Raw genomic sequence first — 22,564 nt, 5'->3', positions numbered from 1 at the left:
GTGCGTGTCCGCACCGTCACAGTCACACACCAGGAGCCCCACCAGCATGACGCCTTTCGCCCGATTCGCCGCCGTCGCCGCCGTCGTGACCGCCGCCGTGGGAGCGGTGGCCGCCCCGGCCGTCGCCACAGCAGCGCCGGCCGCCTCCACCGCTGCCGCCTCGTCCGCTGCTGTCACCACTGTCGCCACCTCGGCTTCGACGACGTCCACCACGCCCGCCCCCGCGTGCGGCGCCTGCTGGGAGTAGCCATGCACACCGCGATAGTCAACCTCGACGCCCCGACCATCGGCCCGCTCAGCCTGCCGCCGGCCACCGTGATCGTCGACACGCTGTGGCTGTCCGTCCTCGGCCGCGACGGCGTGGAGCACATCCACGTCGCGCCCCGCCCCCACGGCGCGGACGCCCTGTTCTTCCTCGCCCGCGACGCCGACCCGGAGGTCGTGCTGGCCGTGTGCCGCCGCGCCATCGCCGGAACACCCTGGCTGGCCGGCTGGAACGCGGGCTTCGAAATGGCCTCCGCCACCTGGTGAGCCCCGCACCGAGAAAGGAAGAAGGGACGATCGTGGTCACCGACAGCTCCGCACCCGCAGCCCTGGCACTGCCGCTGCCTGCGCACGCGCACAGCGCGGCCCGCGAACTGGCCCGGGTCCACGGCGTCTCGCTGCGCGCGGTCCTGCTGGCCGCCAGCATGTACGCCGGTCAGGAGACCGGCTTGGAGGGCCGCAGGCCGCTGGACAAGGGCCGGCTGGTGCGTGACGCCGAAACGTTCCTCTCCCACGCCGGATTCGGCTCCTCGCATCTCCAGCGCTACACCAGCGACAGCGGCGACATCCTGATCCGGGTCGCCGAGGACCCGGTGCGCCACACGTTCCGGGTGGAGCTCACACCGCTGTCGGCACGGATTCCCGCCGACCGGCAGTGGCGGCTGTGGAACCGCTTCGTGACGTTCCTGCAGGCGCCGCGGCCGGACGTCACCGCGCTGGCCCGGATGCTGGCGACCCGGTCCCCGGACACCGTCGCCATCGAAGACGACCACGACCGGTTCACCTACGGCGACCTGGCACGCCTGGCCGACGCCGCGGCAGTGGGCGCGCCGGAGCCGGGCGCCGTCGTCGGCGTCCTGGGCTCGGCCGGCGCCAGGTTCTGGGCCACGGTGTTCGCGCTCTACGACGCGGGCCTGACCTACGTGCCCCTGGACACGCACCAGCCGGCCCAGCGGCTGCAGTCCATGGCGCGCGCCGCCGGCTGCACGCTCATCGTCGACACCACCGCAGAGGCCGACCTGCCCCGCTCCGCCAGGTCCCCGATCGCGACCAGCTTGAAAGCCGTGGCGCGCGTCGTCTCCTGGAGGCATCTCAGAGATCTCCCCGCGGCGACCGATGCCGAACGGCGCCGCGACCCGTCACCGGATGATGTCGCCTGCGTCATGTTCACCGGCGAAACCGGCGGCGTACCCAGAGGTGTTCAGGTGTCGCGCGGCGCGCTGGCGCACCTGGCGACGTGGGCTGCCTCCGAGCTGGGTCTGGCTCGCGGAACCGTCGTCAGCCAGGGCGCGGCGGTTGGGGCCGACGCGGCGGCGTGGGAGGTGTGGCCGGCGCTGTTCGCCGGCGCGCGGGTGGAGGTCGCCCCGGACGAGGCCCGCGCCGAACCGGCCGCGTTCGTCGGCTGGCTGCTGTCCCGCAACGTCGAGGTGGCGTTCGCTCCGGCGCCGATCGCCGAGCTGCTGATCGGCATGACCTGGCCGACGGGCACGGATCTGCGGATCCTGGCATCGGCCGGTGAGCGGCTGTCGCCGATCCCGGCGGGGCTGCCGTTCCGGGTCCTGGGCCTGTTCGGGCCGACCGAGTGCACGGTCGTGTCGGCGGCGGCGTGGGTCGAGCCGGGCGACCGGACGCCGCCGATCGGCCACGTCGTGCCGCACCTGTACCACCGCATCGTCGACGACAACGGGGCCCCGGTGGTCCCCGGTACGCCGGGAGAGCTGTGGCTCGGCGGTCCGGGCCTGGCTCTGGGCTACGCCGGCCTGCCGAATGAGACCGCTGAGCGGTTCATCCCCGACCCGCACGCCGCCTCCGCGCAGCGCGTGTTCCGCACCGGCGACGTGGTCCGCGAACGCCCCGACGGCCAGCTCGACTTTCTCGGCCGCCGCGCCCAGGGCGAGCGCGGCGCGCGCCATGACCGCCACGACAGCCAGGTGAAGATCGCCGGCGCACGCGTCGAGCACGGCGGGGCCGAGTCCGGCGGGGGCCGTATCCCCGGCGTCCGCTCGGCGGCGCCCTCGACCGAGTCGGTACGATAAGGGCTCTGATGAGCGCTGCGGCGCCGTCGTTTCTGGATGTGGGGAGACCGGTGGTCATGGCGGACGGAACCGGTGCGGAGTTGGCGCCTTGGCCGGCGTTGTTCGCACCGGAGGAGCGGCTGGGGTGGTCGTTCAGCGATCGGGACCAGTTCCGCCGGGCTTTCACCGAGCCCCGACCCGCCGATGCGGCGCCGCCGGTTGAAGTCGACAGCGATCGGTTGCAGGCCGCGCGGAAGAAGCTGGCCGGACGGCTGGCCTGGACGTGGCGGTTCGCCGTCGTCGGCACGGTGGCGGCCTGGGCGGTACTGGTGCGGCACGACCGGCAGCCGGACCACCACCTGTCGCCGGCACCGGTGCTGATCTACGGCGGGGTCGGCGCGGCCGCGGCCGGTGGGCTGTGGCTGGTTTTGGTGCTGACGCATCTGCGGCTGGTCCGCCGGTTCGGGACACGCCGCCGAGGCGTTCAGGTGCGCCGTCAGGGCGCTGCGCTGCAGGCGTGGTCGGCACGGCGGGCGGCGTTCGAGGAGCAGGAGACGCGGCGGTTGTCGGCGCTGCCGCAGTGGGTGTCGGCTCCGGCACCGGGGCATCGCCGGATCGACGTGGTCGGCGGGAACCTGTGGGGCTGGGAGGCGTTCCTGACCGTGTTCGGCGCCTCCGCGCTGGCCTCGCGCGGCCCGATGGTGGTGCTGGACCTGTCGGGCGAGCAGATCGTCGGGGAGTTGGCGCGCGGCGCGGTGGCCTCGGGCCTGGACGTCGACGTGCAGGCGCTGCCGGCGGATTTGGCCGACAGCGATCTGCTGGCCGGCCTGGACGTGCCGTCGCTGGTGGAGATCTTCGTGGAGTCGCTGCACGGCGGCGACAGCAACGCCACGCGCGGCGAGCGGGTCTTGGACGCCCGGCTGCTGGGCGCGCTGTGCGACAGGCTCGCCGCCGGCGGGCTGACGATGCCGCGGATCGCCGCCGGTGCCAGGGTGCTGCTGAACGAGCCCCACGACGGCGCGGAGCTGTCGCCGGCCGAGCGCGCCGACCTGGCCGGCCAGGTGTTCTCCGAGTCCTACCGGCAGCAGTCCTCGGGTTCTCTGCGTGTCATCGAGGCGCTCGCCGATTCCCTCGGCGGCCTCGGGCTGCGCACGCATCAGCGGCCGACGGCGGATCTGCGGTGCGTGTCGATGGCCGCGACGTGGCGCAGCGGTGCCGGGGACTTCCTGGCCGATCTGGTGGTGGCCTGGGCCGCGCGGCAGATCGCCGGCAACGCCGGTGCCGATGCCGGTACCGGCGTGGCGACGCTGGTGCTGGCCGGCGCGGACGAGTTGGCGCCGAGGCATCTGGAGCGGCTGTCGGACTTGTGCAACCGGCGCGGGACCCGCCTGGTGGTGATGTTCCGGCATCTGCGCGAGGCGTCGTTCCAGATGCTCGGGGCCGGGCCGGTGGCGTTCATGAACTTGGGCAATCCGCAGGAGGCCTCGCGGGCCGCGGACTTCATCGGGCGCGAGAACCGCTTCGAGATATCCGGGCTGACCCGCACGGTCGGCGGGCACCAGACCCACAGCGTCTCCGACAGCGACGCTGGGTCCGAAGGGCTGTCGCACAGCGCCGGCAAGCAGCGGGGAACCGCCTCCCCGGGCCTGTCTCACGCGCCGACCCGCAGCTGGGGACGCTCGTGGTCGCAGAGCCGCAGCACCGACCGCACCTGGGCGCACAGCACCACCGCCTCGAACACCGACACCTGGTCCGACGCGCAGTCCACGCAGCGGGTCTACGAGTACACGGTCGAGCCGCGGGTGCTGCAGCAGCTCCCGGACTACGCGATGGTGCTGGTCGAACACGCCGCCGACGGGGTCCAGGTGAAAGCCGTCGAGATCAACCCCGACATCCCGCTGCTTCAGCACACCGACGACACTCACCCCGACCAGGCGCCAGGGATCGCCTCGGTGAACGCCGGCGCGCGCCGCGCCCTGGATGAGGCTTTCACTGACGACGCGATCGGGCCGTGGCCGAACGTCGTTGATCACGAAGCTGTTCCGGATCGGCGTTTCCCGCAAGAATGATCACCATGGTGATCCGGGGCGTGCTGTTCGATGTCGATGGAACGCTGTACGCGTTCGAGGATGCCGAGAAGTCCGGTCTTCAGTCGCACCTGGTGGCCGAGGGGCTTGATGACCGGTTCGCTTCACCGGCTGAGGCTCTGCGCTTGTGGCGGGACCTCACGGAAGCCGAGTACCCCCGATTTCTCACCGGCGAGTTGACCTACGTCGGCCAGAAGATCACGCGGACCCGGCGTTTCCTCACGGCAGCCGGAGTCGCCGGCGCTCCCGAGATGTCGGACGAGCAGGCCGCAGCCTGGTTCGCGGCTTACGCGGCGCGGAAGAACACGACCCGGCGGGCGTTCGACGACGCTCAGCCGGCGCTGGGTGCCCTGGCGAGTCGCTACCGGCTCGGCGTGGTGTCGAACTCGGCGACCGGGCACCAGCGCGAGAAGCTGGAGGCGATCGGGCTGCTCGGGTTCTTCACCGAACCGCTGGTTTGCTCCCAAGAGCATGGCGAGGCCAAGCCGGCGGCGAGCATCTTCCTGGCAGGCTGCGAGGCGCTGGGGCTGCCACCGGCTGAGGTGGCCTACGTCGGCGATGACTACGAGAAGGACGCCGTCGGCGCGCGCGATGCCGGGTTGCACGCGATCTGGCTGGACCGCTCGGCCGAGGCGGCTTCCGGTCGGGGTGCCGTGGACGCCGGTATCCGCGTGATCGCCTCGTTGACGGAGCTCAGTGGTCTGTGATCGGCCGGATGCGGTAGTCGCAGCAGGGCCGGGCTCTTTCCGAAGCCCGGCCCTGCTACGTGCTAGTGCTTGTGCTGGTGCTGCTGCTCAGCCGGTGAAGGCCGCGAGGCCGTTCGGCGTGCCCAAGCCGGTCGGGCCGTCGTAGCCGGTGCCGGCGGTGCACAGGTACGACGGCGTGCAGCTGGCGGTGGCGCCGCTGGTGACGTCGTTCAGTGCCGAGGTGTGGCTGTAGATGTCCGCGGCCGGCACCGCCGCCTTCGGCGCGCCGGCGTCGGCGTACACGGCGGCGATCAGCGGGGAGGCCACGGAGGTGCCGCCGTACACGGCCCATCCGGAGCCGCCGTAGGTCTGGTACACCGCGACGCCGGTGGCCGGGTCGGCGACCGCTGCGACGTCGGCGACGGTGCGCTTGGCGCAGCCGGTGTCCTTCTGCCAGGTGGGCTTGGGTTCGTAAGCGGAGCAGCCGGAGCCGGCGCCTTCGGTGGGGTTGGTGGACCAGACCGATTCGGTCCAGCCGCGTGCGGAGCTGTCCTTCTTCAGCGCGGTGCCGCCGACGGAGGTGACGTAGGGCGAGGCCGCCGGGTACTCCACGCCGTAGCCGCCGTCGCCGGAGGAGGCGGTGATGGCAACGCCCGCGTGCTTGAAGTAGGTGCTGTCGTAGCTGGTGTCGGCGCTGGACTCGCCGCCGCCGTAGCTGTTGGAGACGAACTTCGCGCCCAGCTTGACGGCGGTGTTGACGGCGGTGCCGAGGTTGGTCATCGACGGGGTGGTGGCCTCGACGAGGATGATGTGCGCGTTGGGCGCGACGGCCGAGACCATGTCCAGGTCCAGGGAGATCTCCCCGGCCCAGCCGGTGTCGCCCTTGGGCAGTTTGCTACCGCCGGTCTGGTTGACCTGCTTGAAGCAGCCGGAGGCGACGGTGCACGCGGGCAGGCCGTACTGGCTGCGGTAAGTGTTCATGTCGGCTGCGGCGTTGGGGTCGTTGTAGGCGTCGACGATCGCGACGGTCTGCCCGGCGCCGCCGCCGGCCGGCAGGTTGTACGCCGAGCGCAGGTCGGCGGGGCCGAAGCCGGACGGCGTCGCGTTCGGGGTGACGCCGGTGGCGCGGATGTGCTCGGCGACGTTGTTGACGTGCAGCGCGTCGCAGGCGGCCAGGCCGGGGGCGGGGAGGTCGCAGGCCCGGGACCACGCGGGGCCGGCGGCGGCGTGATTGGCGTCGGCGGCGCGCGCCCCGGCGGTGGTGGTGGTCGCGGCGGTGTGGGAGCCGGTGGCGTTGGCGGCGGTGGCCAGCGCCGCTGCGGAGCCGCCGAGGACCGCGGCGGCGGCCAGGGATATCGCGGCACGGCGGCGGGTCGGGCGCGGGGTGGATCGCAAGCTTCTGCCTCCAGATCGAGGGGTGCGGCAAGCGGCCCCGGGCAGCGGTGTGCCCGGGACCGGACGAGAAGACTCGTGGTGGCGCCGCCCCGCGGTGGCAGCGTGTTCGAAGCTAACTACCGCTCACCTGGCGAACAAGGGCCGTGGCGATGTTTTGCCGATTCATGACCTTGATAAGGCCAGAACGTTAAGAGCTTTCTCCGACGCCGCTGTCGGCGACGACCGACCGCTGCCGGCGCTGCCGGCGGATCGCGTACAGCGCGGCGGCGACCAGGATCGCCTCGCCGATGAGGATGAGGCGCAGATAGGGGTCGAAGCCGGGATTTGCCCAATCCGGGTAGTGGTTGGCCTCCAGGGCGCGCTGGATGCCGGCGATGCCGCCGACGACCGCTGCGGCCACGGCCCACTCGGCCCGTCGCCATCCGCCGAGCGCCGCGACCGCCACTACCGCCACGACGACGGCGGCCACCGGCCCGATCTGCGCCGGGCGCTCGTAGGTTCCCTGCCCGTGCCAGGCCAGCGCGCCGGTGATCGCCGCCACGGCTCCCAGCGCCGCCAACCACCGCCGCCCATGCCGCGCCGGCGCGATCGCCTTGCCGCCGGTGGCGATCAGCGCGGCGGCCACGATCAGCGACGGCACCGCCGCCAGCGCCGTGTAGACGCCGGTGACCTGCGAGGCGGCCAGCACGACCAGCATCCATCCGAGGACCTGGACGAGCCGTCGCCGGCCGAGCAGCAGCGCCGCGAACGCCCCGAGCCACAGCAGCCCGGCCACCTGCAGGAGCACCATCTGGACGGAGGCGTGGTGGTGCCCGTCGAGGTCGGAGTAGTTGATGTCGGTGGTGTAGATCCCCCAGCTGGACCGCATCCCCAAGAGCTGGACGATCGCCACCAGGAAGCTGAGGTACAGCGTCCCGAGCAGCGCCACCGCCCGCATCAGCGGCCGCGCGGCTTGCGACGGCAGCGCTGGGGTGCCGACTCCGCCGCGCACCCGGATGCTGTGCGTGGCCAGGCTGAGCACCTCGCCGACTTTGGGCCACCGTTGTTGCTCGGGCGCGCTGTCCATGAGGACGCTGAGCATCTCCTCGCCGCGATGGGCCCGGTAGGCCCGCGGCAGCAGCATCAGCACCCGCCGATAGCGCCGCTGGAGCACCGCCGCCGCGTCTCGCGGGCCCACCGGCGCGCCCGACTGGTCCTCCGGCTCACTTGCCGCCGAGCTCATCGCTGAGCTCGCCGCCGCGCCCGTCGGCCCGGCGCCGCTGCCCGCGACATTCTCGGACCCCGAATCGATCCCGGACTCGGCCCCTGATCCAGATCCGGATTCGGGCCCGAATTCAGATCCAGCCGCGCCGCCGTCTCCGCCCACCCCTGCCCCGCTCATGCCATCCCCTCCGAAGTCGCCCCGCGCGCCACACCGTGCCCCAAACCCCGCGCGCGCAGCCTGGCCAAGGCCACCGACGCCTGCGCGGCCATCCGCTCCGCCTCCTCAGCGAGGACCTGCGCGGCGGCGTCGGTGAGCCGGTAGTAGCGGCGCAGGCGCCCGTTGACCGTCTCCTCACGGTCGAGCACCAGCAGTCCTTCGCCGGTGAGCCGGTCCAGCGCGCCGTAGAGTGTGCCGACCTTCAGCTGAGTGCGGCCGCCGGAGAGCTGCTCGACTTCCTGGATGATGCCGTAGCCGTGCAGGGGCCCGTCGACGAGCGCGGTGAGGATCTGGAACGTCTGCTCCGTCCGGCTACCCGATGAATTCACACTCGTTATATATCGGCTAGCAAGGTATCAGGTCAATCGGTGGAGCACAGGCCTGCGACGTCAGCCCAGCGGGGTTCTCGGCCGAGCCGCCTTTGGAGGCCACGACGATGAAGTTCTCGCCGGAGTCCTAGGTGGAGTCGGTGGCGCGGTCCAGGTCTTCGGCGACGGCCATGGCGGGCGTCCTTTCGTGCTCGGTGCGGCGGTTCTCGTGGCGCCCGGTTGTGGTGCGCTGCTGTGGTGCCCTCGTGTGGTGCCCTCGGGCGCTGCGTGTTGTTACGTCCTACCGCATTCGCTGCGGTGGGGCGCGCGGCTTGTATCGTCACTGCGGTGATGAGCGAGCCTTTCTACCGCCGGGCCGAAGGCGCCGTGTTCGAGCCGTCGCAGGCCACTGAAAGCCCTTGGGACACGTCGTTGCAGCACGGCGGTCCGCCGTCGGCGCTGTTGATCGGCGAGATCGAGAAGGTGACGGCCGGGCACGGCCGGATCGCCGAGGCGCACGTCGACTTCCTCGGCGTGATTCCGCGTCAGCCCGGGGTCGTGGAGGTGCGGACGTTGCGTCCGGGCCGGCGGGTGCGTCTGGACGCCGCGACGCTGACCATCGAGGGCCGGGTGGTGGCTGAGGCCAGGTGCTGGACGATCGCGACCAGCGCGGGCGCGGACAAGCGCGTGGAGCACCGGGCCACGCCGCTGCCGGCGATTCCCGAGGCGACTCCGGATTCGCCGTTCCCTGACTTCCCGGACTCCTGGCACTATCCGCACGCGATCGAGTGGCGTCCGGTGCGCGGCCACAGCGGAGAGCCGGGTCCGGCGGCGATCTGGACGCGGGTGCTCGTGCCAGTGGTCGAGGGCGAGACGGCGACGCCGTCGGCACGAACAGGAAATCGGGCAACGGCATCTCGAACGAGCTGCCGCTGGACGATTTCCTGTTCGTGCCGACGGCGTTGCAGCTGAGCCTGCACCGGCACCCGGTCGGCGACTGGGTTCTGCTTGACGCCCGGACCTCGCTGGCCGGCGACGGCATCGGGGCGACGGTGACCGAGCTGCACGACGAGTCCGGGAGCGTCGGCACCGGCACGCAGCCGCTGCTGGTTCAGCCCCGCTGACCGCGTGCGCAAAATTCCATCAACATCGCGCAAGAAGCCAAGCAGAACAAGAAGATCATCGATGATCTTCTGAAATCAAGGCACAGAAGTATTGCTTCCGGGTTTCCGGGCCTCTACGGTCCTGTCATGCCCACACCCACCAAACCCCTGGCCGCGGCCTTCGCCTCGGTTCTGGGCCTGAGCACTCTCATCGCCGCCGGCCCGGCCGGCGCGTCCACGGCCGCGCCGACGAAGGTCACGCGGGCCGCGCTGGATCCGTCGCTGGTCGCCGGACGCGGCGCCGATCTGGGGTTCGTCGAGCAGGAGGCGGAGAACGCCGTCACCGACGGCACGGTCATCGGTCCGAGTACCGATGCGTACTCGCTGGCGGCCGAGGCGTCCGGCCGGTCGGCGGTGACGTTGAAGCCGGGGCAGTACGTGCAGTTCACGCTGCCGGCGGCGACGAACGCGATCACCGTCCGGTACAGCATCCCGGACGCCCCGACCGGCGGCGGCATCACCGCGCCGCTGGACGTGTCGGTCAACGGCCACGAACACCGGACGATGACGCTGACGTCGCAGTACGCGTGGCTGTACAACGAGTACCCGTTCAGCAACGACCCGTCGGCCGGGCCGCTGCACCCGGACTGGTGGACCACCGAGTGCGGCTGCGTGCCGGATCAGACCACGCCGGCGCCGGTGTTCCCGACGCCGTTCCGTCCCAACCACTTCTACGACGAGCAGCGGCTGCTGCTGGGCCGCACCTACCGGGCCGGCGACGTCATCCGGCTCACCGCGCCGGCCGGCACCGCGGCGTCGGCCACCACCGTCGACCTGATGGACTCGCAGCTGGTGGCGCCGCCGAAGATCGACCTGGCGGCGGCGAACGTGCTGCTGTTCGGCGCCGACCCGACCGGGCGGCGGGACTCGGCCGACGCCATCGACCGGGCCGTCGCCTTCGCCAAGCTGGTGCACCTGCCGGTGTACCTGCCGCCGGGCACGTACCAGGTGAACCGGCACATCATCGTCGACGACGTCACCATCGAGGGCGCCGGCAGCTGGTACACCATCGTCAAGGGCCACCAGGTGACGCTGTCGTCGCCGGCCCCGGACGGCTCGGTCCACACCGGCGTCGGCTTCTACGGCAAGGACGCCTCGGCCGGCGGGTCGCACAACGTGCACCTGTCCGGCTTCGCCATCGAGGGCGACGTCCGCGAACGCATCGACACCGACCAGGTCAACGGCATCGGCGGCGCGCTGAGCGACTCCAGCGTCGAAGGCCTGTACATCCACCACACCAAGGTCGGGATGTGGCTGGACGGCCCGATGAACAACCTGACCATCGAGAACAACCAGATCGCCGACCAGATCGCCGACGGAATCAACTTCCACACCGGCGTGACGAACTCGGTGGTGCGGAACAACTTCATCCGCAACACCGGCGACGACGGCCTGGCGGCGTGGTCGGAGAAGACCGCCGACTCCGGCGACGTCTTCGACCACAACACGGTGCAGACACCGGTGCTGGCCAACGGCATCGCCCTGTACGGCGGCAGCGACCTGACGGTCTCGGACAACCTGGTCGCCGACCCGATCCGGGAGGGTTCGGCACTGCAGATCGGCAGCCGCTTCGGCGCGGTGCCGTTCGGCGGAACCATCACCGTCGCGGACAACACCACCGTCCGCGCCGGCACGTTCGAACTGAACTGGAAGATCGGCCTGGGCGCGATCTGGATCTACGCCCTGGAACACAGCATCGACGCCAACATCCAGGTCACCGGCGACAACTTCCTGGACAACACCTACAACGCGATCATGCTGGTGTCGGACTTCCCGGTGAAGGACCTGTACTCGATCACGAACGTGCACTTCGCCGACATCAAGGTCGACGGCACCGGCACCTCGGTGGTCTCGGCCCGCTCCGCCGGCGCGGCGACGTTCCAGAACGTGGTCGCCCGCAACGTCGGCGCCGTCGGCGTCAACAACTGCGGCTCGTTCCACTTCACCGCGGCCGGCTCGGAGTTCGCCCTGACCGACCTCGGCGGCAACACCGGCGGCGGCACCACGGGCCCGTGGCTGGCCTCGTGGGAGCTGCCGAACACCATCACCTGCAACGACCGCCCGGCAGTGGTTCCGCCGCCGGCGCCTTCACCGTGGCCGGCCGGCTGAGGTAGCGCGAGGGCAGGGCTAGGAGTAGCGCAAGGTAGGGCTAGGCATGGTGACGCGGGGCGTCGCCGCCGTCCGAGGGGGCGGCGGCGACGCCCCGCTTCTCGTTCCACTCACCACCGCGCATCCGCACCACAGCAGAACAGGGCCCTGCCTCACCGCGCCCCCGGACCCCCGACCGCCTCCGGAGCACTCCAGCTGGCCAGCATCTGCAGTGCCTGCGCGCTGTCCGAGCCCGGCTCGACCGTGTACACGCACAGCATCTGTTCGGCGTCGCCGGGGACCTGGAACGACTCGTACGAGAAGTGCAGCTCCCCCACCACCGGGTGCCGGTAGCTCTTCGCGCCGTGGGTGCGCCGTAGTACGCGGTGGTCGCTCCACCAGTGGGTGAACTCCGGGCAGTGCACGGTCAGCTCTCCGATCAGGTCGGCGAGTTGGCGGTCGTGGGGGTAGCGGCCGGCTTCGAAGCGGAGCATCGCGACGGTTTCGGCGGCGATCCGCTCCCAGTCGCCGACGCGTTCGCGGGCCTGCGGGTCCAGCAGCAGGTAGCGGGCCAGGTTGCGGCGCGGTGCGGGGATGGCGTCGAAGTCGGTGATCACGACGCGGGCCAGGCGGTTCGCCGCGAGGATGTCGGTGCGGCGGCCCATGATGAATGCCGGGACCTGTTCCAGGGTCGCCAGCATCAGATACAGGCCCGGCCGGACCTGCTGCACGCGGCTGCGGTTCGGCGCGCGCCGCTGCGCCGCCGACGCCGAGGCCGCTGATGCGGCGCGCGCGGCGCGCGGGGTGAGCAGGTCGGCCAGGTGCTCGCGTTCGGTGTCGTCCAGGCGCAGCGCGTCGGCGACGGCGGCGACGACCTCCGGCGAGGGGTTGCCGGCGCGTCCCTGCTCCAGCCGCGTGTAGTACTCGCTGCTGACGCCGGCCAGCCGTGCGACCTCGTCGCGGCGCAGCCCCGGCACGCGCCGCACCCGGCCGTCGAACGGCAGCCCGGCCTGGTCCGGGGTGATGCCGGCGCGCCGGGAGCGCAGGAAGTCGGCGATCTCGGTGGCGCGGTCCATGTCTTCCAGTGTGGTCCATGTCGGCGCCGGAGCGGTGGCGCAAAGTGGCCCTGCCAGTACCTGCCTGGTCAGGGTCAGTTATGGCGGCCCGGAGGGGCACGGCGGATGGTGTTCTGGATGTGAGGCCGGAACCGACGGCCGCACCAACCCCACCTGACCCGCTCGTGGAAGGTACGCATCATGTCCACGAACACCACCGCCACTGCTACCGCCGCCGTCGGCACCGCCACGACGACCACCGGCGCCACCGCCGCCACCCAGGCCGCCCCGCTGGCCGGGCGCGTCGCCGTCATCACCGGCGCCTCCAGCGGCATCGGCGAGGCCAGCGCGCTTGAGCTTGCCGCGCTCGGCGCCCGCGTCGTCGTCCTGGCCCGCCGCGCCGAGCGGCTGGCCGAGCTGGTCGAGCGCATCGAGAAGGACGGCGGCCGGGCGCTCGCGATCACCGCCGACGTCACCGACCGGGCCGCGGTGCAGGCCGCCGCCGACCGGGTCGCGGCCGAGTTCGGCGGCGCCGACCTGCTGTTCAACAACGCCGGGGTGATGCTGCCGGCGCCGATCGAGGAGCTGGCGGTCGGCCAGTGGCAGCACCAGATTGACCTGAACGTCACCGGCCTGATGAACGTGATCGGCGCGTTCACCCCGCAGCTGGTGGCCGCCGCGGCCGATCGCGGCGTCGCCGACCTGATCAACACGTCCTCGATCGCCGCGCAGAACATCTTCCCCGGCTTCGCCGTGTACTGCGGCACCAAGGCCTACGTGACCCACATGTCCCGGCAGCTTCGCGCCGAGCTCGGCGCGAAGAACGTGCGGGTGGCGGCGATCGAACCGGGCATCGTCGGCACCGAGCTGCAGTCCCACGTCACCGACCCCGGCGCGCAGGCGTGGCTGGAGGGTGCCGCGCAGACCATGGAGTTCCTGACACCCGGCGACATCGCCCAGACCGTCGCGTTCCTGGCCGCGCTGCCGCCGCGGGTCAACCTGCAGCAGGTCACGATCATGCCGACCGGGCAGCCCGGCTAGCCGGAATCAGCGCGGCGCTGAGCCCTGATGTCCTTGGCCACCGGCATGCGCCACTCCCGCGTAAAGCACCTCGACGCCGTCGTCTTCGAGCTGCGCGATGGTCGGGTCGGCAGAATCGACGTCGGTGACGACCCCGGTGACCGCATCCCACGGCAGCACCGTGTACCGCGACGCCGCCCCGACCTTCTCCGCACTGGCCAGCACATACGTCTCGGCGGCGCGCGCCGCCAAAGCCCGCTTCATCGCGGCCTCGTCGGCATCGGCGGTGGTCAGCCCGGCCGTGGGATGCACGCCGGTCACGCCGAGCAGGAACACCTCCGCACTGATCTGCGCGGCCGCCTCAGCCGCGGCGGCACCGCAGGTCACCGCCGAGTGCTTGAACAGCCGCCCACCCAGCAGGAACACCTCAGCGGCGTGGTCCAGCAGCGCCGCGGCGATCGTGGGGCTGTGCGTGATGACCGTGCACGCCAGGGTCTTCGGCAACGCGTCGACCACGGCGCGGGTGGTGGTGCCGCCGTCGAGGATCACGGTCGAGCCGGGCTGGATGAGCGCGGCGGCGCGCGCCGCGACGCGGCGTTTGCTGTCGGGGGCGACGGCGTCGCGGGCGGCGTAGGCGACGACGGCCGGCGAGGCGGGCAGCGCCCCGCCGTAGACCCGCACAGCCAGCCCGGCGGCGTCGAGCTCCCGCAGGTCACGGCGCACACTGTCCGCGGAGATGCCGAGTTCGGCGGCGATGTCCTTGGCCACGACGCGTCCGTCGCGGCGCAGCCGCTCCAGCAGCAGGTCCTTGCGCGAAGCGGCCAGCATGCCGACTCCTTCCGAGTCTGTGCCGAATATCTTCCGACTCATTCACGATACTGCACGTTCTTGCCGTATCCTCACGGCATGACGAAACCACTGCTGATCCTGATAGCCGGCCCCTACGCCTCCGGCACCAACGGCGACCCGCAGCTGATGGCCCGCAACCTGAAACGCCTGGAGACCGCGGCCTGGCCGATCTTCCAAGCCGGACACGTCCCGATGATCGGCGAATGGGTCGCCCTGCCGGTCCTGGAAAGCGCCGGCGCGTCCGGCCCGAACGACCCGCTGGCCCAGCAGGTGATGTATCCGACGGCGCAGCGGCTGCTCGCACACTGCGACGCGGTGCTGCGGCTGCCCGGAGAATCCAGGGGCGCCGATCAGGACGTCGCGATCGCCCGCGAACGCGGCATCCCGGTCTACACCTCGCTCGACGAGATCCCGCGCGCTGACGCCCCGCATCCCGAGGCGTCGGCACACTGAGACCGGATCCGGTTCTCGCGGGTGCCGCCCGCACCGCTTACCGCAGCACAGCTTCCTTAGCGGCTGCAGCCAGGCTCGGCTGCAACCGGCGCGCGACGTCCACATGGTCGCCGGTCCAGATGACCCGCACCGCGGTGGCGGTGGCCTGGCCGTCCTGGTCGACGAGGTCGGTGCGGACCGCGTCGACCAGGCGTGCGGCGGCTTCCGGCCGCAGCGGCACCGGCGCCGGGATAGGCGTGCCGTTGTGGTCGCCGAGGCTGTCGGCCAGGGCCCGGTACCAGTCGGTGACCTTGTCGGCGCCTTCCAGGATGGCGTCGTGGGCGGCGCTCTGGTCGGCGGTGAGTTTGGTGCGGCCGCTGTGCTCCCACAGCGCGACCACGGAGTCGGCGGCCAGCCGCAGCCCGACGACACCGGTGACCAGCGTGGTGGTGTCGGCCAGCGACAGTGGTTTGGCGCCGCGTTCGGCCAGGTAGGTGCGGTAGGCGTCGTCCAGGCGCCGGGCGGAGGCGGCGGCGTCGCGGCCGGCCGCCTCCGGAGCCTGCGGTGCGGCCGCGGCCGGGGCGTCGGGGTTGTCGGTGCAGTGCCCGAGGGCGTAGGTGACCGCCCCCGACAGGTACCGCGCACTGTCGGTGTAGGCCTTGGCCAGGGCCTTGTCGACCGCGGCGGCGGCGCCACGAGGCCAGAAGAACAAGGCGACCACGACGCTCACACCACAGCCCAAGCCGATGTCCTGGATCCGCAGCAGCACGATGTGCCAGTCCGGGTTCTGCCCGATGTTGAACAGAATCACCAGCGTCACCGTGAACGCGGCCTGCCCGGCGGTGAAGGAGATCGCCGCCGGCGCGATCCCGGCGATCAGGATCGCCACCGGCAGCAGCAGCCACAGCACATTCCCGTGATGCCCGATCACCTGAAGCATCCCGGCACCGATGATCGACCCCAGCACCGTCCCCAACACGGCACGCATCGCGTTCTGCCCGGTGTTCAACGCATTGGACCGCAGCACCGACAGCGTGCCCAGCAGCACCCAGAACGAGTGCTGGACGCTGGTCAGGTCGGCGAGCAGCACAGCGAGCGCCAGACCGATAGCGCCACGGACACTGTTGTGCAGCCACACCGAATTCCAGCCCAGGTGCGCACCGGCCCGCTCGCGCGCCGACGCCAGCGGCTTGGCCAGCGCGCCGGGCTCGCGGCCGAGGAGCCGGTCCGGCCAGCTTCGCTGCCACGCCTTCGCCGCCAACTCCACGTTCCCCGCGATCTGCTGCACGGCGAACCCCAACTCCAGCGCCCGGAAGGAGAAGTCGAGCGTGGAGATGAACATGAACGCCTCATCGGGGCTCTCGCCGACAGGCTGGTCGACCGGCAGCCGCGCGGTGGAGCTGTCCTCCATCGCCGCCAGCGCCGACTGCAGCTCCTTCCCGGCCGCCTGCAGAGCACTGATGTCGCCCCGCAGATCCGTGAGCACATCGGCAGCCCGGTCCAGCACGTCCGCGGCGGCCAGCCGCGCGGTGCGCGCAGCCGGATCGCACGCCGGCGGCTGCTCGTCGTAGTCCGGCCGGTCCGTGACGATCGTGACCAGCCACGTCAGCTCGTCGACCAGCCGCACCAGCGTCCGCGAAGACGTCGACAACCCCGTGGGCCGATACGGAGTGGCGTCGAACATGCGACGCAAATCGTTGTTCGCGGCAGTGGTCTCATCGGCCGCGATCTGACAGGCCCCGATGTTGAACGCCCGATGCCCACCGGTGGCGCGCGCGTCGGCCCGCAACAGCGCCGCAGCCGCCCGGCACACCCGCGCCGCCGGCTTGGCCAGCGGGTCGGCAGCCGGACGCGGCCACAACAACGTCACCGCCGGCAACGCCGCGGCCGCCGCCAAACCCGCACCGGCCAGCCGGTACTGCAACTGGTCCAGCGGCACCGGCGTCGCGACCGGCAACACGAACGCCAGCAGCAACGCCGTGGCGCTGCCGGCCAGCACCGAGCTGACCACCCCGGAGAACAACACCACGAACGCCACGACCACCGTCGCGGCCACCGCCACCCACGTGACCCGCGCGACCAGCGTGCCGACACAGATCAGCATCGCCCACGCCACAGCCAGCGCCAACTGCGCACGCAGCCGCTGAATCAAGGTCCCGCTGTAGTCCACCAGCAGCAGCATCGAGAACGACCCGAACGCCGCGAAACTCGCCATCGTCGGCGAGTGGAACACCTGCGTGCACAACGCGAACAACGCCGGCATCACCACCGCCGTGCGCGCCGCACGCCGCGTCGCCGCCAGCGCCGGATCATGCGACCGCAACCACCCGGTGAACGCCGAGAAGTCGACCACCGATCCGCGCCGCTCCAGCAAGGCCCCTGACGACATCCACACCTCCGGCTGAGAACGTCGGCGGGGCCAGGCGCCACACCGCGCTCAATTGTGTATCACCCCCGGCGCGCTCCGGCTCGGATCAGCGGCGAGATCTCGCGTACCGAGAACGGACAGCAGTTCCAGTTTCTCCACGGCATCGGTGCCGGGCACCGGGCTGAACCACAGCAGCCGCTGACTACCGTCCTCGGTCAGCAGGTTCAGACAGTTCACGTCGATCAGACCCAGAGCCGGATGCACGATGCGTTTGGTGTCCATCAGACGCACCGCCACATCGTGCCGACTCCAGATGCGGGCGAACTCCTCGCTGCGTTCAAGCAGCTCGGCGACCATGCCCCTGGTCTCCTCGTCGTGTTTGCCGCGCCGGGCCGCGGCCGCACGCAGGTCCGCGACGAAAGTCAGCGCGTGCCGCTCGTGATCCTCCGGCGGATACAGCTCGCGCGCGGCCGGCTCGGTGAACCACCGGTACACGAACCCGGCCCGCGGGCCGGTGCCCGGCGGCACCGGACCCAGCAGCGCCTCGGCGAGGGGGTTCTGCACCAGCACCACGTGCAGGTCGGTGATGACCCGGGCCGGGGTACCGGCCAGGCGGTCCATCAGGTCCAACATGCCGGGGCTGACGTGCGCGGCGCCGCCGCCGGCCGGCGGGACGGGCCGCCCGGCCAGGTGGTACAGGTGGTCGCGCTCGTCCCGGTTCAACCGCAGCGCCCGGGCCAGGGCCGCGAGCATCTGCTCGGAGGGCTGGGCACCGCCGCGCTCCAGCTCGATGTAGTAGTCGACGGAGGCGCCGGCCAGCTGCGCCACCTCGTCGCGGCGCAGCCCCGGCACCCGGCGCCGCGGCCCGGTGGGCAGCCCCACCTCGCGCGGACGTATCCGGTCGCGCCGGGATTTCAGGAAGCCACCGAGTTCAGCCAGATCCACCTCCCCAGTCTCCGTCACCGCCGCGCGCGGAGCCAGGGGGCGCCGACCCCTGGGTAAACGGCAACTGGTTACCGGCTCCGACCAGGCACAAGGTGGTGGTGTCACCGAGAAACGGAGCAGATCATGAGCATTGAGAACACCGCCGCGGCCGCCACGACGACCCTTTCCGACGCCGCCGACACCACCGGCACGACCGGCGCCTCCGGTTCGGCGCAGCGGCGCGTCGCGATCGTCACCGGCGCCTCGCGCGGCATCGGCCGGGCCGTCGCACTCCGGCTGGCCGCCGACGGCCAAGCCGTCGTGATCGTCTACGCCGGCCGCACCGACCTGGCCGAGCAGGTCCTCGCCGAGGTCGAGGCCGCCGGCGGGCAGGGACTGGCCATCCAGGCCGACGTCGCCGACGAGAAGGCCGTGGCCGCGGTGTTCGACCAGACCGAGCAGCGGTTCGGCGGCGTGGACGCGGTCGTGAACGCCGCCGGCCGGATGGCGCTGTCACCGCTGGTCGACCTGGACCTGACGGTCCTGGACGAACTGCACCGCACCAACATCCGCGGCACGTTCGTGGTCGCGCAGCAGGCGGCGCGGCGACTGCGGCCCGGCGGCGCGCTGGTCACGTTCTCCACGTCGGTCCTGGGCACCTCCTTCCCCACCTACGGCGCCTACGTCGCCAGCAAGGGCGCCGTGGAGGCGCTGACGCTGGTCCTGGCGCGCGAGCTGCGCGGCCGGGACGTGACCGTGAACACCGTCGCGCCCGGGCCCACCGCCACCGACCTGTTCCTGGACGGCAAGGACGACGAACTCATCGCGCACCTGGCCGCGCAGGCGCCGCTGGAGCGCCTCGGCACCCCGGAGGACATCGCCGAGGTCGTGGCGTTCCTGGCCGGCCCGGCCGGCCACTGGGTCAACGGACAGGTGCTGCGCGCCAACGGCGGCCTGGTCTGAGCACACCATCACCACACCGAACACAGGACGAGACACAGGACCGAAACAGGACGAGGAACTGACATGAGCCAGAACACCGCGAAAGCCACCGACAGCAAGGTCATCGTCGTCACCGGCGCCTCATCAGGCTTCGGCAACCTCGCCGCCAGGGCACTGGCCGCCGCCGGACACACCGTCTACGCCGGAATGCGCGAAACCGACAGCCGCAACGCGACACACGTGCAGGACCTGACGCAACTGTCCACCGAGAACGGCGTGGACGTGCGCGGCATCGAAATGGACGTCCAGGACCAGGACTCCGTGGACGCCGCGATCGCCCGCATCGCCTCCGAACAGGGCCGCCTGGACGTAGTCGTGCACAACGCCGGACACATGGTGCTCGGCCCCGCCGAAGCGTTCACCCCCGAGCAGCTGGCCCAGCTGTACGACATCAACGTCCTCAGCACGCAGCGCGTCAACCGCGCCGCACTGCCGCTGATGCGCCGCGCAGGTTCCGGGCTGCTGGTGTGGGTCGGCAGCTCCAGCACCCGCGGCGGCCACCCGCCGTTCCTGGCACCGTACTTCGCCGCGAAGGCCGGCATGGACGCCATGGCCGAAAGCTACGCCGCCGAAGTCATCCGCTACGGCATCGACACCGTCATCGTGGTGCCCGGCGCCTACCCGGCCGGCACCAACCACTTCGCCCACGCCGGCCTCCCCGCCGACACCGAACGCGCCGCCGACTACGACGCCGCCTACGGACAGCTCCGCGACGAGATGGCGAACCGCCTCGCCGAGCTGTTCCCCGCCGGCCGCACCGTCGACGAAGTCGCCGACGCGATCGTCGACGTGATCGACCTGCCGGCCGGACAACGCCCCTTCCACGTCCACGTCGACCCCAGCCGCGACGGCAGCGACGTCGTCTCCACCGTCGCCGACCGCATCCGCAGCGAGTTCTACCACCGCATCGGAATCGCCGACCTGCTCCCCGAACACGCCAGCCGCTGACCACCCAGAACCAGAACACCCAGAACCAGAACAGGAACCCCGACATGCCATTCGCGAACTTCAAAGTCCCCGCCGGCACACTGGACGCCGACCAGAAGGAGAAGATCGTCCACCGCACCACCGAGCTGTACGTGGAGATCTACGGCGAACGAGCCCGCGGCGGCACGATGGTGCTCGTCGAAGAAGTCGCCGACGGCGGCTGGGGCATCGGCGACCACGTCCTGACGCTCGCCGCGCTCCAGCAAAACGATCAAGATGCCTAGCAGGGCTCTACACCGCTGAAGCCGCAGCCTTCACCCCATCCAGGCTGCGGCGGGCAACATCGGCGAACTCCTCAGTGTTCGCCAGATCGCACCACTGCTCGTAAGCGCGCTTCAACGCCAACGCCCCGAGCTCCGCCGCCACCTCGGCGACCATCACCTCGGCGCCGCGCTCCACCAGCGCGGCGCCGACGGCTGCCGTGAGGTTCACACCCTTGAGCGCCTCCCGCTCCTGCAGGTCAGCGTGCGTCTCGATCACCGCACGGCGCCGCACGGTGAACGGCCTGCGCTCCGCAGTGAACACCTCCCGCCCCAGCGCCGCCAGCCCACACGCCACCGCCTCCAACACACCGGCCTCCTCCGGCGCCCCCGCGATCGCCGCCCTCAACACCCCGGTCAGCACGTCCTCACCGAACAACACCCCGCGCTTGTCCTGGAAATGCCGGAAGAACGTGCTCTTGGCCAGGCCGGCGCGCGCCGCGATGTCCACGACGGTGGTGTTCTCGTAGCCGTTCTCAGCGAACAACTCCAGGGCGGCTTCAGCGAGTCGTTCCGACGCGTGCGGTTCCCAGCGGGCCATACCCCCACCTTACGGGACTTGGTCCCGTCACCGGTGCTACAGTGATGAGACCAAGTCCCATCACTGCCGTGGAGGCCTCCATGAACCGGACAGTCATCTACGAAAAGTTCGGCGGACCCGAAGTCCTCGAAATACGCGACACCCCCGAACCCCACCCCCAAGCAGGCCAAGTCCGCGTCCGCGTCACCGCCGTCGGCCTCAACCCCATGGACTGGATCTTCTCCTCCATGCCGCAGATGGCCCAGCAATTCGGCATCACCCTGCCCTCCGGCTTCGGCACCGACTTCGCCGGCACCATCGACGAGACCGGCCCCGACGTCACCGCCTTCACCATCGGCGACCGCGTCTACGGCGGCGCCGTCGGCCGCGCCGCCACCGACCACCTCATCGTCGACCCCACCGGCACCGACACCCTCGAACACACCCCCGCCGGCCTCACCGACGACACCGCCTGCACCCTGCCCGTCGCCGGCGCCACCGCCGCCGCGGCGCTCGCCGCGATCGACCTGCGCGCCGGCGACACCGTGCTCATCGGCGGCGCCGCAGGCGGAGTCGGCGTGTTCGCCGTCCAACTGGCCCGCGCCGCCGGCGCGCGCGTCATCGGCACCGCCGCACCAAGCACCTTCGACTTCCTGCGCGACCTCGGCGCCGAACCCGTCCCCTACGGCCCCGGACTGGCCGACCGCGTCCGCGCCCTCGCACCCGACGGCCTGACCGCAGCCACCGACCTGCACGGCACCGAAACCGCCGAAGCCGCCCTGGCCCTCGGCGTCGCCCCGCAGCGCATCTCCACCATCGCCGCCGGCCCCAACCCGCCCGGCGGCGTCCGCGCCACCGGCGGCGCCAACGCACTGCCCGGCGACCTCAAGCGCATCGCCGAGGCCGTCGCCGCCGGCGACCTCACCGTGCCGATCGAAGCCAGATTCCCGATCGAGAAGATCCAGGACGCGGTACGGACGCAGGCCGAACGGCACACCCACGGCAAGATCATCGTCACGCTCTGATCACGCTCCGCACCCGGGCACCGTAAAACCCTGCGATAGAGTCGGTCGGCATGACCGTTCCCGGACCCGACACCTGGCCACCCACACCGATCCACACCAAGCGGCTGGTGCTGCGTGAATCCCAGGCCCGGGACCGACCGGCGATCATCGACCTGTTCGCCTCCGAGGACGTCGGCACCTACGTCGGCGGAGCCCGGCCCCGCGAAGAACTCGAACGCACCGTGGCGGCGATACCCGGACGGCGATACGGCTTCTTCATCGTCGAACTCGACACGGCGATGATCGGCCTGATCACCCTCGACCCCCACACCGCCGCACACCCCGGCCACTCCCGCCCCGACCTGGCACGCACAGAACTGGGCTACATGTTCCTGCCCCACGCGTGGGGCCACGGATACGCCGCCGAAGCGTGCACCGCGGCCCTCGACTGGTTCGCCGCGGCGCGTCCCGGCGAACCAGTCGTGCTGACCACCCAGGTCGCCAACGAAAGCGCCCGACGCCTCGCGACCAAACTCGGATTCGACGAAGTCGAGCGCTATCACGAATACGGCGCCGAGCAGTGGTTCGGCCTGTGGGAGCCGCCCGCAGCTCCGCGCTGATAGGGGTACTGCCGGTACCCCTATCAGCAGGATCTCCCCAACACCCGCGCCGCGGCGTTGACTGGGTCCCAACGCATCAAGCATCAGCCGCGAAGCG

Annotated in this window: 23 protein-coding genes; 15 read left to right on the top strand and 8 right to left on the bottom strand. The window is 71.4% G+C overall.

Going from position 1 to position 22,564, the window contains the following annotated elements; genetic code table 11:
• The first annotated feature begins 46 nt into the window (after positions 1–46).
• The 5 genes from ABH935_RS36470 to ABH935_RS36450 are packed head-to-tail and all read left to right on the top strand — an operon-like array spanning position 47 to position 5,073.
• Entirely contained in the window at positions 47–247 is a 201-nt protein-coding gene (locus ABH935_RS36470) for a hypothetical protein (RefSeq protein WP_370382532.1), read from the top strand.
• A 2-nt stretch (positions 248–249) separates the two neighbouring features.
• Positions 250–531 (top strand): hypothetical protein, encoded by a 282-nt coding sequence (locus ABH935_RS36465; RefSeq protein ID WP_370382531.1) that lies wholly within the window; start codon positions 250–252, stop codon positions 529–531.
• 32 nt (positions 532–563) lie between these two features.
• Positions 564–2,300 carry an AMP-binding protein gene (locus ABH935_RS36460; protein WP_370382530.1) on the top strand — a complete coding sequence of 579 codons (1,737 nt, stop codon included), beginning with the start codon at positions 564–566 and terminating at the stop codon, positions 2,298–2,300.
• Between the two features lie 56 nt (positions 2,301–2,356).
• Positions 2,357–4,348 carry a hypothetical protein gene (locus ABH935_RS36455; RefSeq protein ID WP_370382529.1) on the top strand — a complete coding sequence of 664 codons (1,992 nt, stop codon included), beginning with the start codon at positions 2,357–2,359 and terminating at the stop codon, positions 4,346–4,348.
• Positions 4,349–4,353: 5 nt separating this feature from the next.
• On the top strand, positions 4,354–5,073 hold the full coding sequence (locus tag ABH935_RS36450) for an HAD family hydrolase (protein ID WP_370382528.1): 720 nt from the start codon (positions 4,354–4,356) through the stop codon (positions 5,071–5,073).
• A gap of 87 nt (positions 5,074–5,160) precedes the next feature.
• On the opposite strand, the gene ABH935_RS36445 is transcribed toward ABH935_RS36450, so the two are convergent.
• The 3 genes from ABH935_RS36445 to ABH935_RS36435 form a co-directional block, all read right to left on the bottom strand.
• Complete coding sequence (locus ABH935_RS36445; RefSeq protein WP_370382527.1) at positions 5,161–6,447, bottom strand: peptidase S8; 1,287 nt, start codon at positions 6,445–6,447, stop codon at positions 5,161–5,163.
• Positions 6,448–6,634: 187 nt separating this feature from the next.
• Positions 6,635–7,669: a hypothetical protein gene (locus ABH935_RS36440; protein WP_370382526.1), complete on the bottom strand. Its 1,035-nt coding sequence runs from the start codon at positions 7,667–7,669 to the stop codon at positions 6,635–6,637.
• A gap of 155 nt (positions 7,670–7,824) precedes the next feature.
• The gene (locus ABH935_RS36435; protein WP_370382525.1) at positions 7,825–8,196 is read right to left on the bottom strand and encodes a PadR family transcriptional regulator; all 372 of its coding nucleotides are present in this window, start codon (positions 8,194–8,196) and stop codon (positions 7,825–7,827) included.
• A gap of 330 nt (positions 8,197–8,526) precedes the next feature.
• Between ABH935_RS36435 and ABH935_RS36430 the strand changes: the two genes are divergently transcribed.
• The 3 genes from ABH935_RS36430 (at position 8,527) to ABH935_RS36420 (ending at position 11,447) form a co-directional block, all read left to right on the top strand.
• On the top strand, positions 8,527–9,147 hold the full coding sequence (locus tag ABH935_RS36430) for an acyl-CoA thioesterase domain-containing protein (protein WP_370382524.1): 621 nt from the start codon (positions 8,527–8,529) through the stop codon (positions 9,145–9,147).
• A complete protein-coding gene (locus tag ABH935_RS36425; RefSeq protein WP_370382523.1) occupies positions 9,126–9,299 on the top strand; it encodes a hypothetical protein in 174 nt (57 codons plus the stop codon). Before ABH935_RS36430 ends, ABH935_RS36425 begins: the two co-directional genes overlap by 22 nt.
• 126 nt (positions 9,300–9,425) lie before the next feature.
• The gene (locus tag ABH935_RS36420; RefSeq protein WP_370382522.1) at positions 9,426–11,447 is read left to right on the top strand and encodes a glycosyl hydrolase family 28-related protein; all 2,022 of its coding nucleotides are present in this window, start codon (positions 9,426–9,428) and stop codon (positions 11,445–11,447) included.
• Between the two features lie 152 nt (positions 11,448–11,599).
• Here ABH935_RS36420 and ABH935_RS36415 read toward each other — a convergent pair whose 3' ends face one another.
• Positions 11,600–12,502 (bottom strand): helix-turn-helix transcriptional regulator, encoded by a 903-nt coding sequence (locus ABH935_RS36415; protein WP_370382521.1) that lies wholly within the window; start codon positions 12,500–12,502, stop codon positions 11,600–11,602.
• Between the two features lie 180 nt (positions 12,503–12,682).
• On the opposite strand from ABH935_RS36415, the gene ABH935_RS36410 reads away from it, so the two are divergent.
• Positions 12,683–13,522 (top strand): SDR family oxidoreductase, encoded by an 840-nt coding sequence (locus tag ABH935_RS36410; protein ID WP_370382520.1) that lies wholly within the window; start codon positions 12,683–12,685, stop codon positions 13,520–13,522.
• A gap of 6 nt (positions 13,523–13,528) precedes the next feature.
• Here the strand turns inward: ABH935_RS36410 and ABH935_RS36405 are convergent, their stop codons facing one another.
• The gene (locus ABH935_RS36405) at positions 13,529–14,329 is read right to left on the bottom strand and encodes a DeoR/GlpR family DNA-binding transcription regulator (RefSeq protein ID WP_370382519.1); all 801 of its coding nucleotides are present in this window, start codon (positions 14,327–14,329) and stop codon (positions 13,529–13,531) included.
• 78 nt (positions 14,330–14,407) lie between these two features.
• Here ABH935_RS36405 and ABH935_RS36400 point away from each other — a divergent pair, with 78 nt between their 5' ends.
• On the top strand, positions 14,408–14,803 hold the full coding sequence (locus ABH935_RS36400) for a DUF4406 domain-containing protein (protein WP_370382518.1): 396 nt from the start codon (positions 14,408–14,410) through the stop codon (positions 14,801–14,803).
• Between the two features lie 37 nt (positions 14,804–14,840).
• Here ABH935_RS36400 and ABH935_RS36395 read toward each other — a convergent pair whose 3' ends face one another.
• Complete coding sequence (locus ABH935_RS36395; RefSeq protein WP_370382517.1) at positions 14,841–17,171, bottom strand: FUSC family protein; 2,331 nt, start codon at positions 17,169–17,171, stop codon at positions 14,841–14,843.
• A 48-nt stretch (positions 17,172–17,219) separates the two neighbouring features.
• Complete coding sequence (locus tag ABH935_RS36390; RefSeq protein WP_370382516.1) at positions 17,220–18,095, bottom strand: helix-turn-helix domain-containing protein; 876 nt, start codon at positions 18,093–18,095, stop codon at positions 17,220–17,222.
• Between the two features lie 123 nt (positions 18,096–18,218).
• Between ABH935_RS36390 and ABH935_RS36385 the strand changes: the two genes are divergently transcribed.
• The 3 genes from ABH935_RS36385 to ABH935_RS36375 all read left to right on the top strand — a co-directional run bounded on the left by ABH935_RS36385 (position 18,219) and on the right by ABH935_RS36375 (position 20,287).
• Positions 18,219–19,037 (top strand): SDR family oxidoreductase, encoded by an 819-nt coding sequence (locus tag ABH935_RS36385; RefSeq protein WP_370382515.1) that lies wholly within the window; start codon positions 18,219–18,221, stop codon positions 19,035–19,037.
• Between the two features lie 63 nt (positions 19,038–19,100).
• Positions 19,101–20,024, top strand: coding sequence for an SDR family oxidoreductase (locus ABH935_RS36380; RefSeq protein WP_370382514.1), 924 nt, complete (start codon positions 19,101–19,103; stop codon positions 20,022–20,024).
• Between the two features lie 44 nt (positions 20,025–20,068).
• The gene (locus ABH935_RS36375; RefSeq protein ID WP_370382513.1) at positions 20,069–20,287 is read left to right on the top strand and encodes a tautomerase family protein; all 219 of its coding nucleotides are present in this window, start codon (positions 20,069–20,071) and stop codon (positions 20,285–20,287) included.
• A 7-nt stretch (positions 20,288–20,294) separates the two neighbouring features.
• On the opposite strand, the gene ABH935_RS36370 is transcribed toward ABH935_RS36375, so the two are convergent.
• Entirely contained in the window at positions 20,295–20,864 is a 570-nt protein-coding gene (locus tag ABH935_RS36370; protein ID WP_370382512.1) for a helix-turn-helix domain-containing protein, read from the bottom strand.
• Positions 20,865–20,944: 80 nt separating this feature from the next.
• On the opposite strand from ABH935_RS36370, the gene ABH935_RS36365 reads away from it, so the two are divergent.
• Positions 20,945–21,868, top strand: a complete 924-nt coding sequence (locus ABH935_RS36365) for an NADP-dependent oxidoreductase (RefSeq protein WP_370382511.1) — start codon at positions 20,945–20,947, stop codon at positions 21,866–21,868.
• Positions 21,869–21,918: 50 nt separating this feature from the next.
• On the top strand, positions 21,919–22,467 hold the full coding sequence (locus tag ABH935_RS36360) for a GNAT family N-acetyltransferase (RefSeq protein ID WP_370382510.1): 549 nt from the start codon (positions 21,919–21,921) through the stop codon (positions 22,465–22,467).
• The last annotated feature ends 97 nt before the right edge of the window (positions 22,468–22,564 follow it).

It is taken from the genome of Catenulispora sp. GAS73 (assembly GCF_041262085.1).
In the GTDB taxonomy this organism is placed as follows: Bacteria; Actinomycetota; Actinomycetes; order Streptomycetales; family Catenulisporaceae; genus Catenulispora.
Note: the sequence above shows the minus strand (reverse complement) of the source record. Positions and strands in the feature narration are given on the sequence as shown.

Excerpts from the sequence above, each read along its gene's own strand:
- ABH935_RS36470 (WP_370382532.1), top strand. The coding sequence starts at position 47 with ATGACGCCTTTCGCCCGATTCGCCGCCGTCGCCGCCGTCGTGACCGCC.
- ABH935_RS36465 (WP_370382531.1), top strand. The coding sequence starts at position 250 with ATGCACACCGCGATAGTCAACCTCGACGCCCCGACCATCGGCCCGCTC.
- ABH935_RS36455 (WP_370382529.1), top strand. The coding sequence starts at position 2,357 with ATGGCGGACGGAACCGGTGCGGAGTTGGCGCCTTGGCCGGCGTTGTTC.
- ABH935_RS36450 (WP_370382528.1), top strand. The coding sequence starts at position 4,354 with ATGGTGATCCGGGGCGTGCTGTTCGATGTCGATGGAACGCTGTACGCG.
- ABH935_RS36440 (WP_370382526.1), bottom strand. The coding sequence starts at position 7,669 with ATGAGCTCGGCGGCAAGTGAGCCGGAGGACCAGTCGGGCGCGCCGGTG.
- ABH935_RS36430 (WP_370382524.1), top strand. The coding sequence starts at position 8,527 with ATGAGCGAGCCTTTCTACCGCCGGGCCGAAGGCGCCGTGTTCGAGCCG.
- ABH935_RS36420 (WP_370382522.1), top strand. The coding sequence starts at position 9,426 with ATGCCCACACCCACCAAACCCCTGGCCGCGGCCTTCGCCTCGGTTCTG.
- ABH935_RS36415 (WP_370382521.1), bottom strand. The coding sequence starts at position 12,502 with ATGGACCGCGCCACCGAGATCGCCGACTTCCTGCGCTCCCGGCGCGCC.
- ABH935_RS36410 (WP_370382520.1), top strand. The coding sequence starts at position 12,683 with ATGTCCACGAACACCACCGCCACTGCTACCGCCGCCGTCGGCACCGCC.
- ABH935_RS36405 (WP_370382519.1), bottom strand. The coding sequence starts at position 14,329 with ATGCTGGCCGCTTCGCGCAAGGACCTGCTGCTGGAGCGGCTGCGCCGC.
- ABH935_RS36400 (WP_370382518.1), top strand. The coding sequence starts at position 14,408 with ATGACGAAACCACTGCTGATCCTGATAGCCGGCCCCTACGCCTCCGGC.
- ABH935_RS36395 (WP_370382517.1), bottom strand. The coding sequence starts at position 17,171 with ATGTCGTCAGGGGCCTTGCTGGAGCGGCGCGGATCGGTGGTCGACTTC.
- ABH935_RS36385 (WP_370382515.1), top strand. The coding sequence starts at position 18,219 with ATGAGCATTGAGAACACCGCCGCGGCCGCCACGACGACCCTTTCCGAC.
- ABH935_RS36380 (WP_370382514.1), top strand. The coding sequence starts at position 19,101 with ATGAGCCAGAACACCGCGAAAGCCACCGACAGCAAGGTCATCGTCGTC.
- ABH935_RS36375 (WP_370382513.1), top strand. The coding sequence starts at position 20,069 with ATGCCATTCGCGAACTTCAAAGTCCCCGCCGGCACACTGGACGCCGAC.
- ABH935_RS36370 (WP_370382512.1), bottom strand. The coding sequence starts at position 20,864 with ATGGCCCGCTGGGAACCGCACGCGTCGGAACGACTCGCTGAAGCCGCC.
- ABH935_RS36365 (WP_370382511.1), top strand. The coding sequence starts at position 20,945 with ATGAACCGGACAGTCATCTACGAAAAGTTCGGCGGACCCGAAGTCCTC.
- ABH935_RS36360 (WP_370382510.1), top strand. The coding sequence starts at position 21,919 with ATGACCGTTCCCGGACCCGACACCTGGCCACCCACACCGATCCACACC.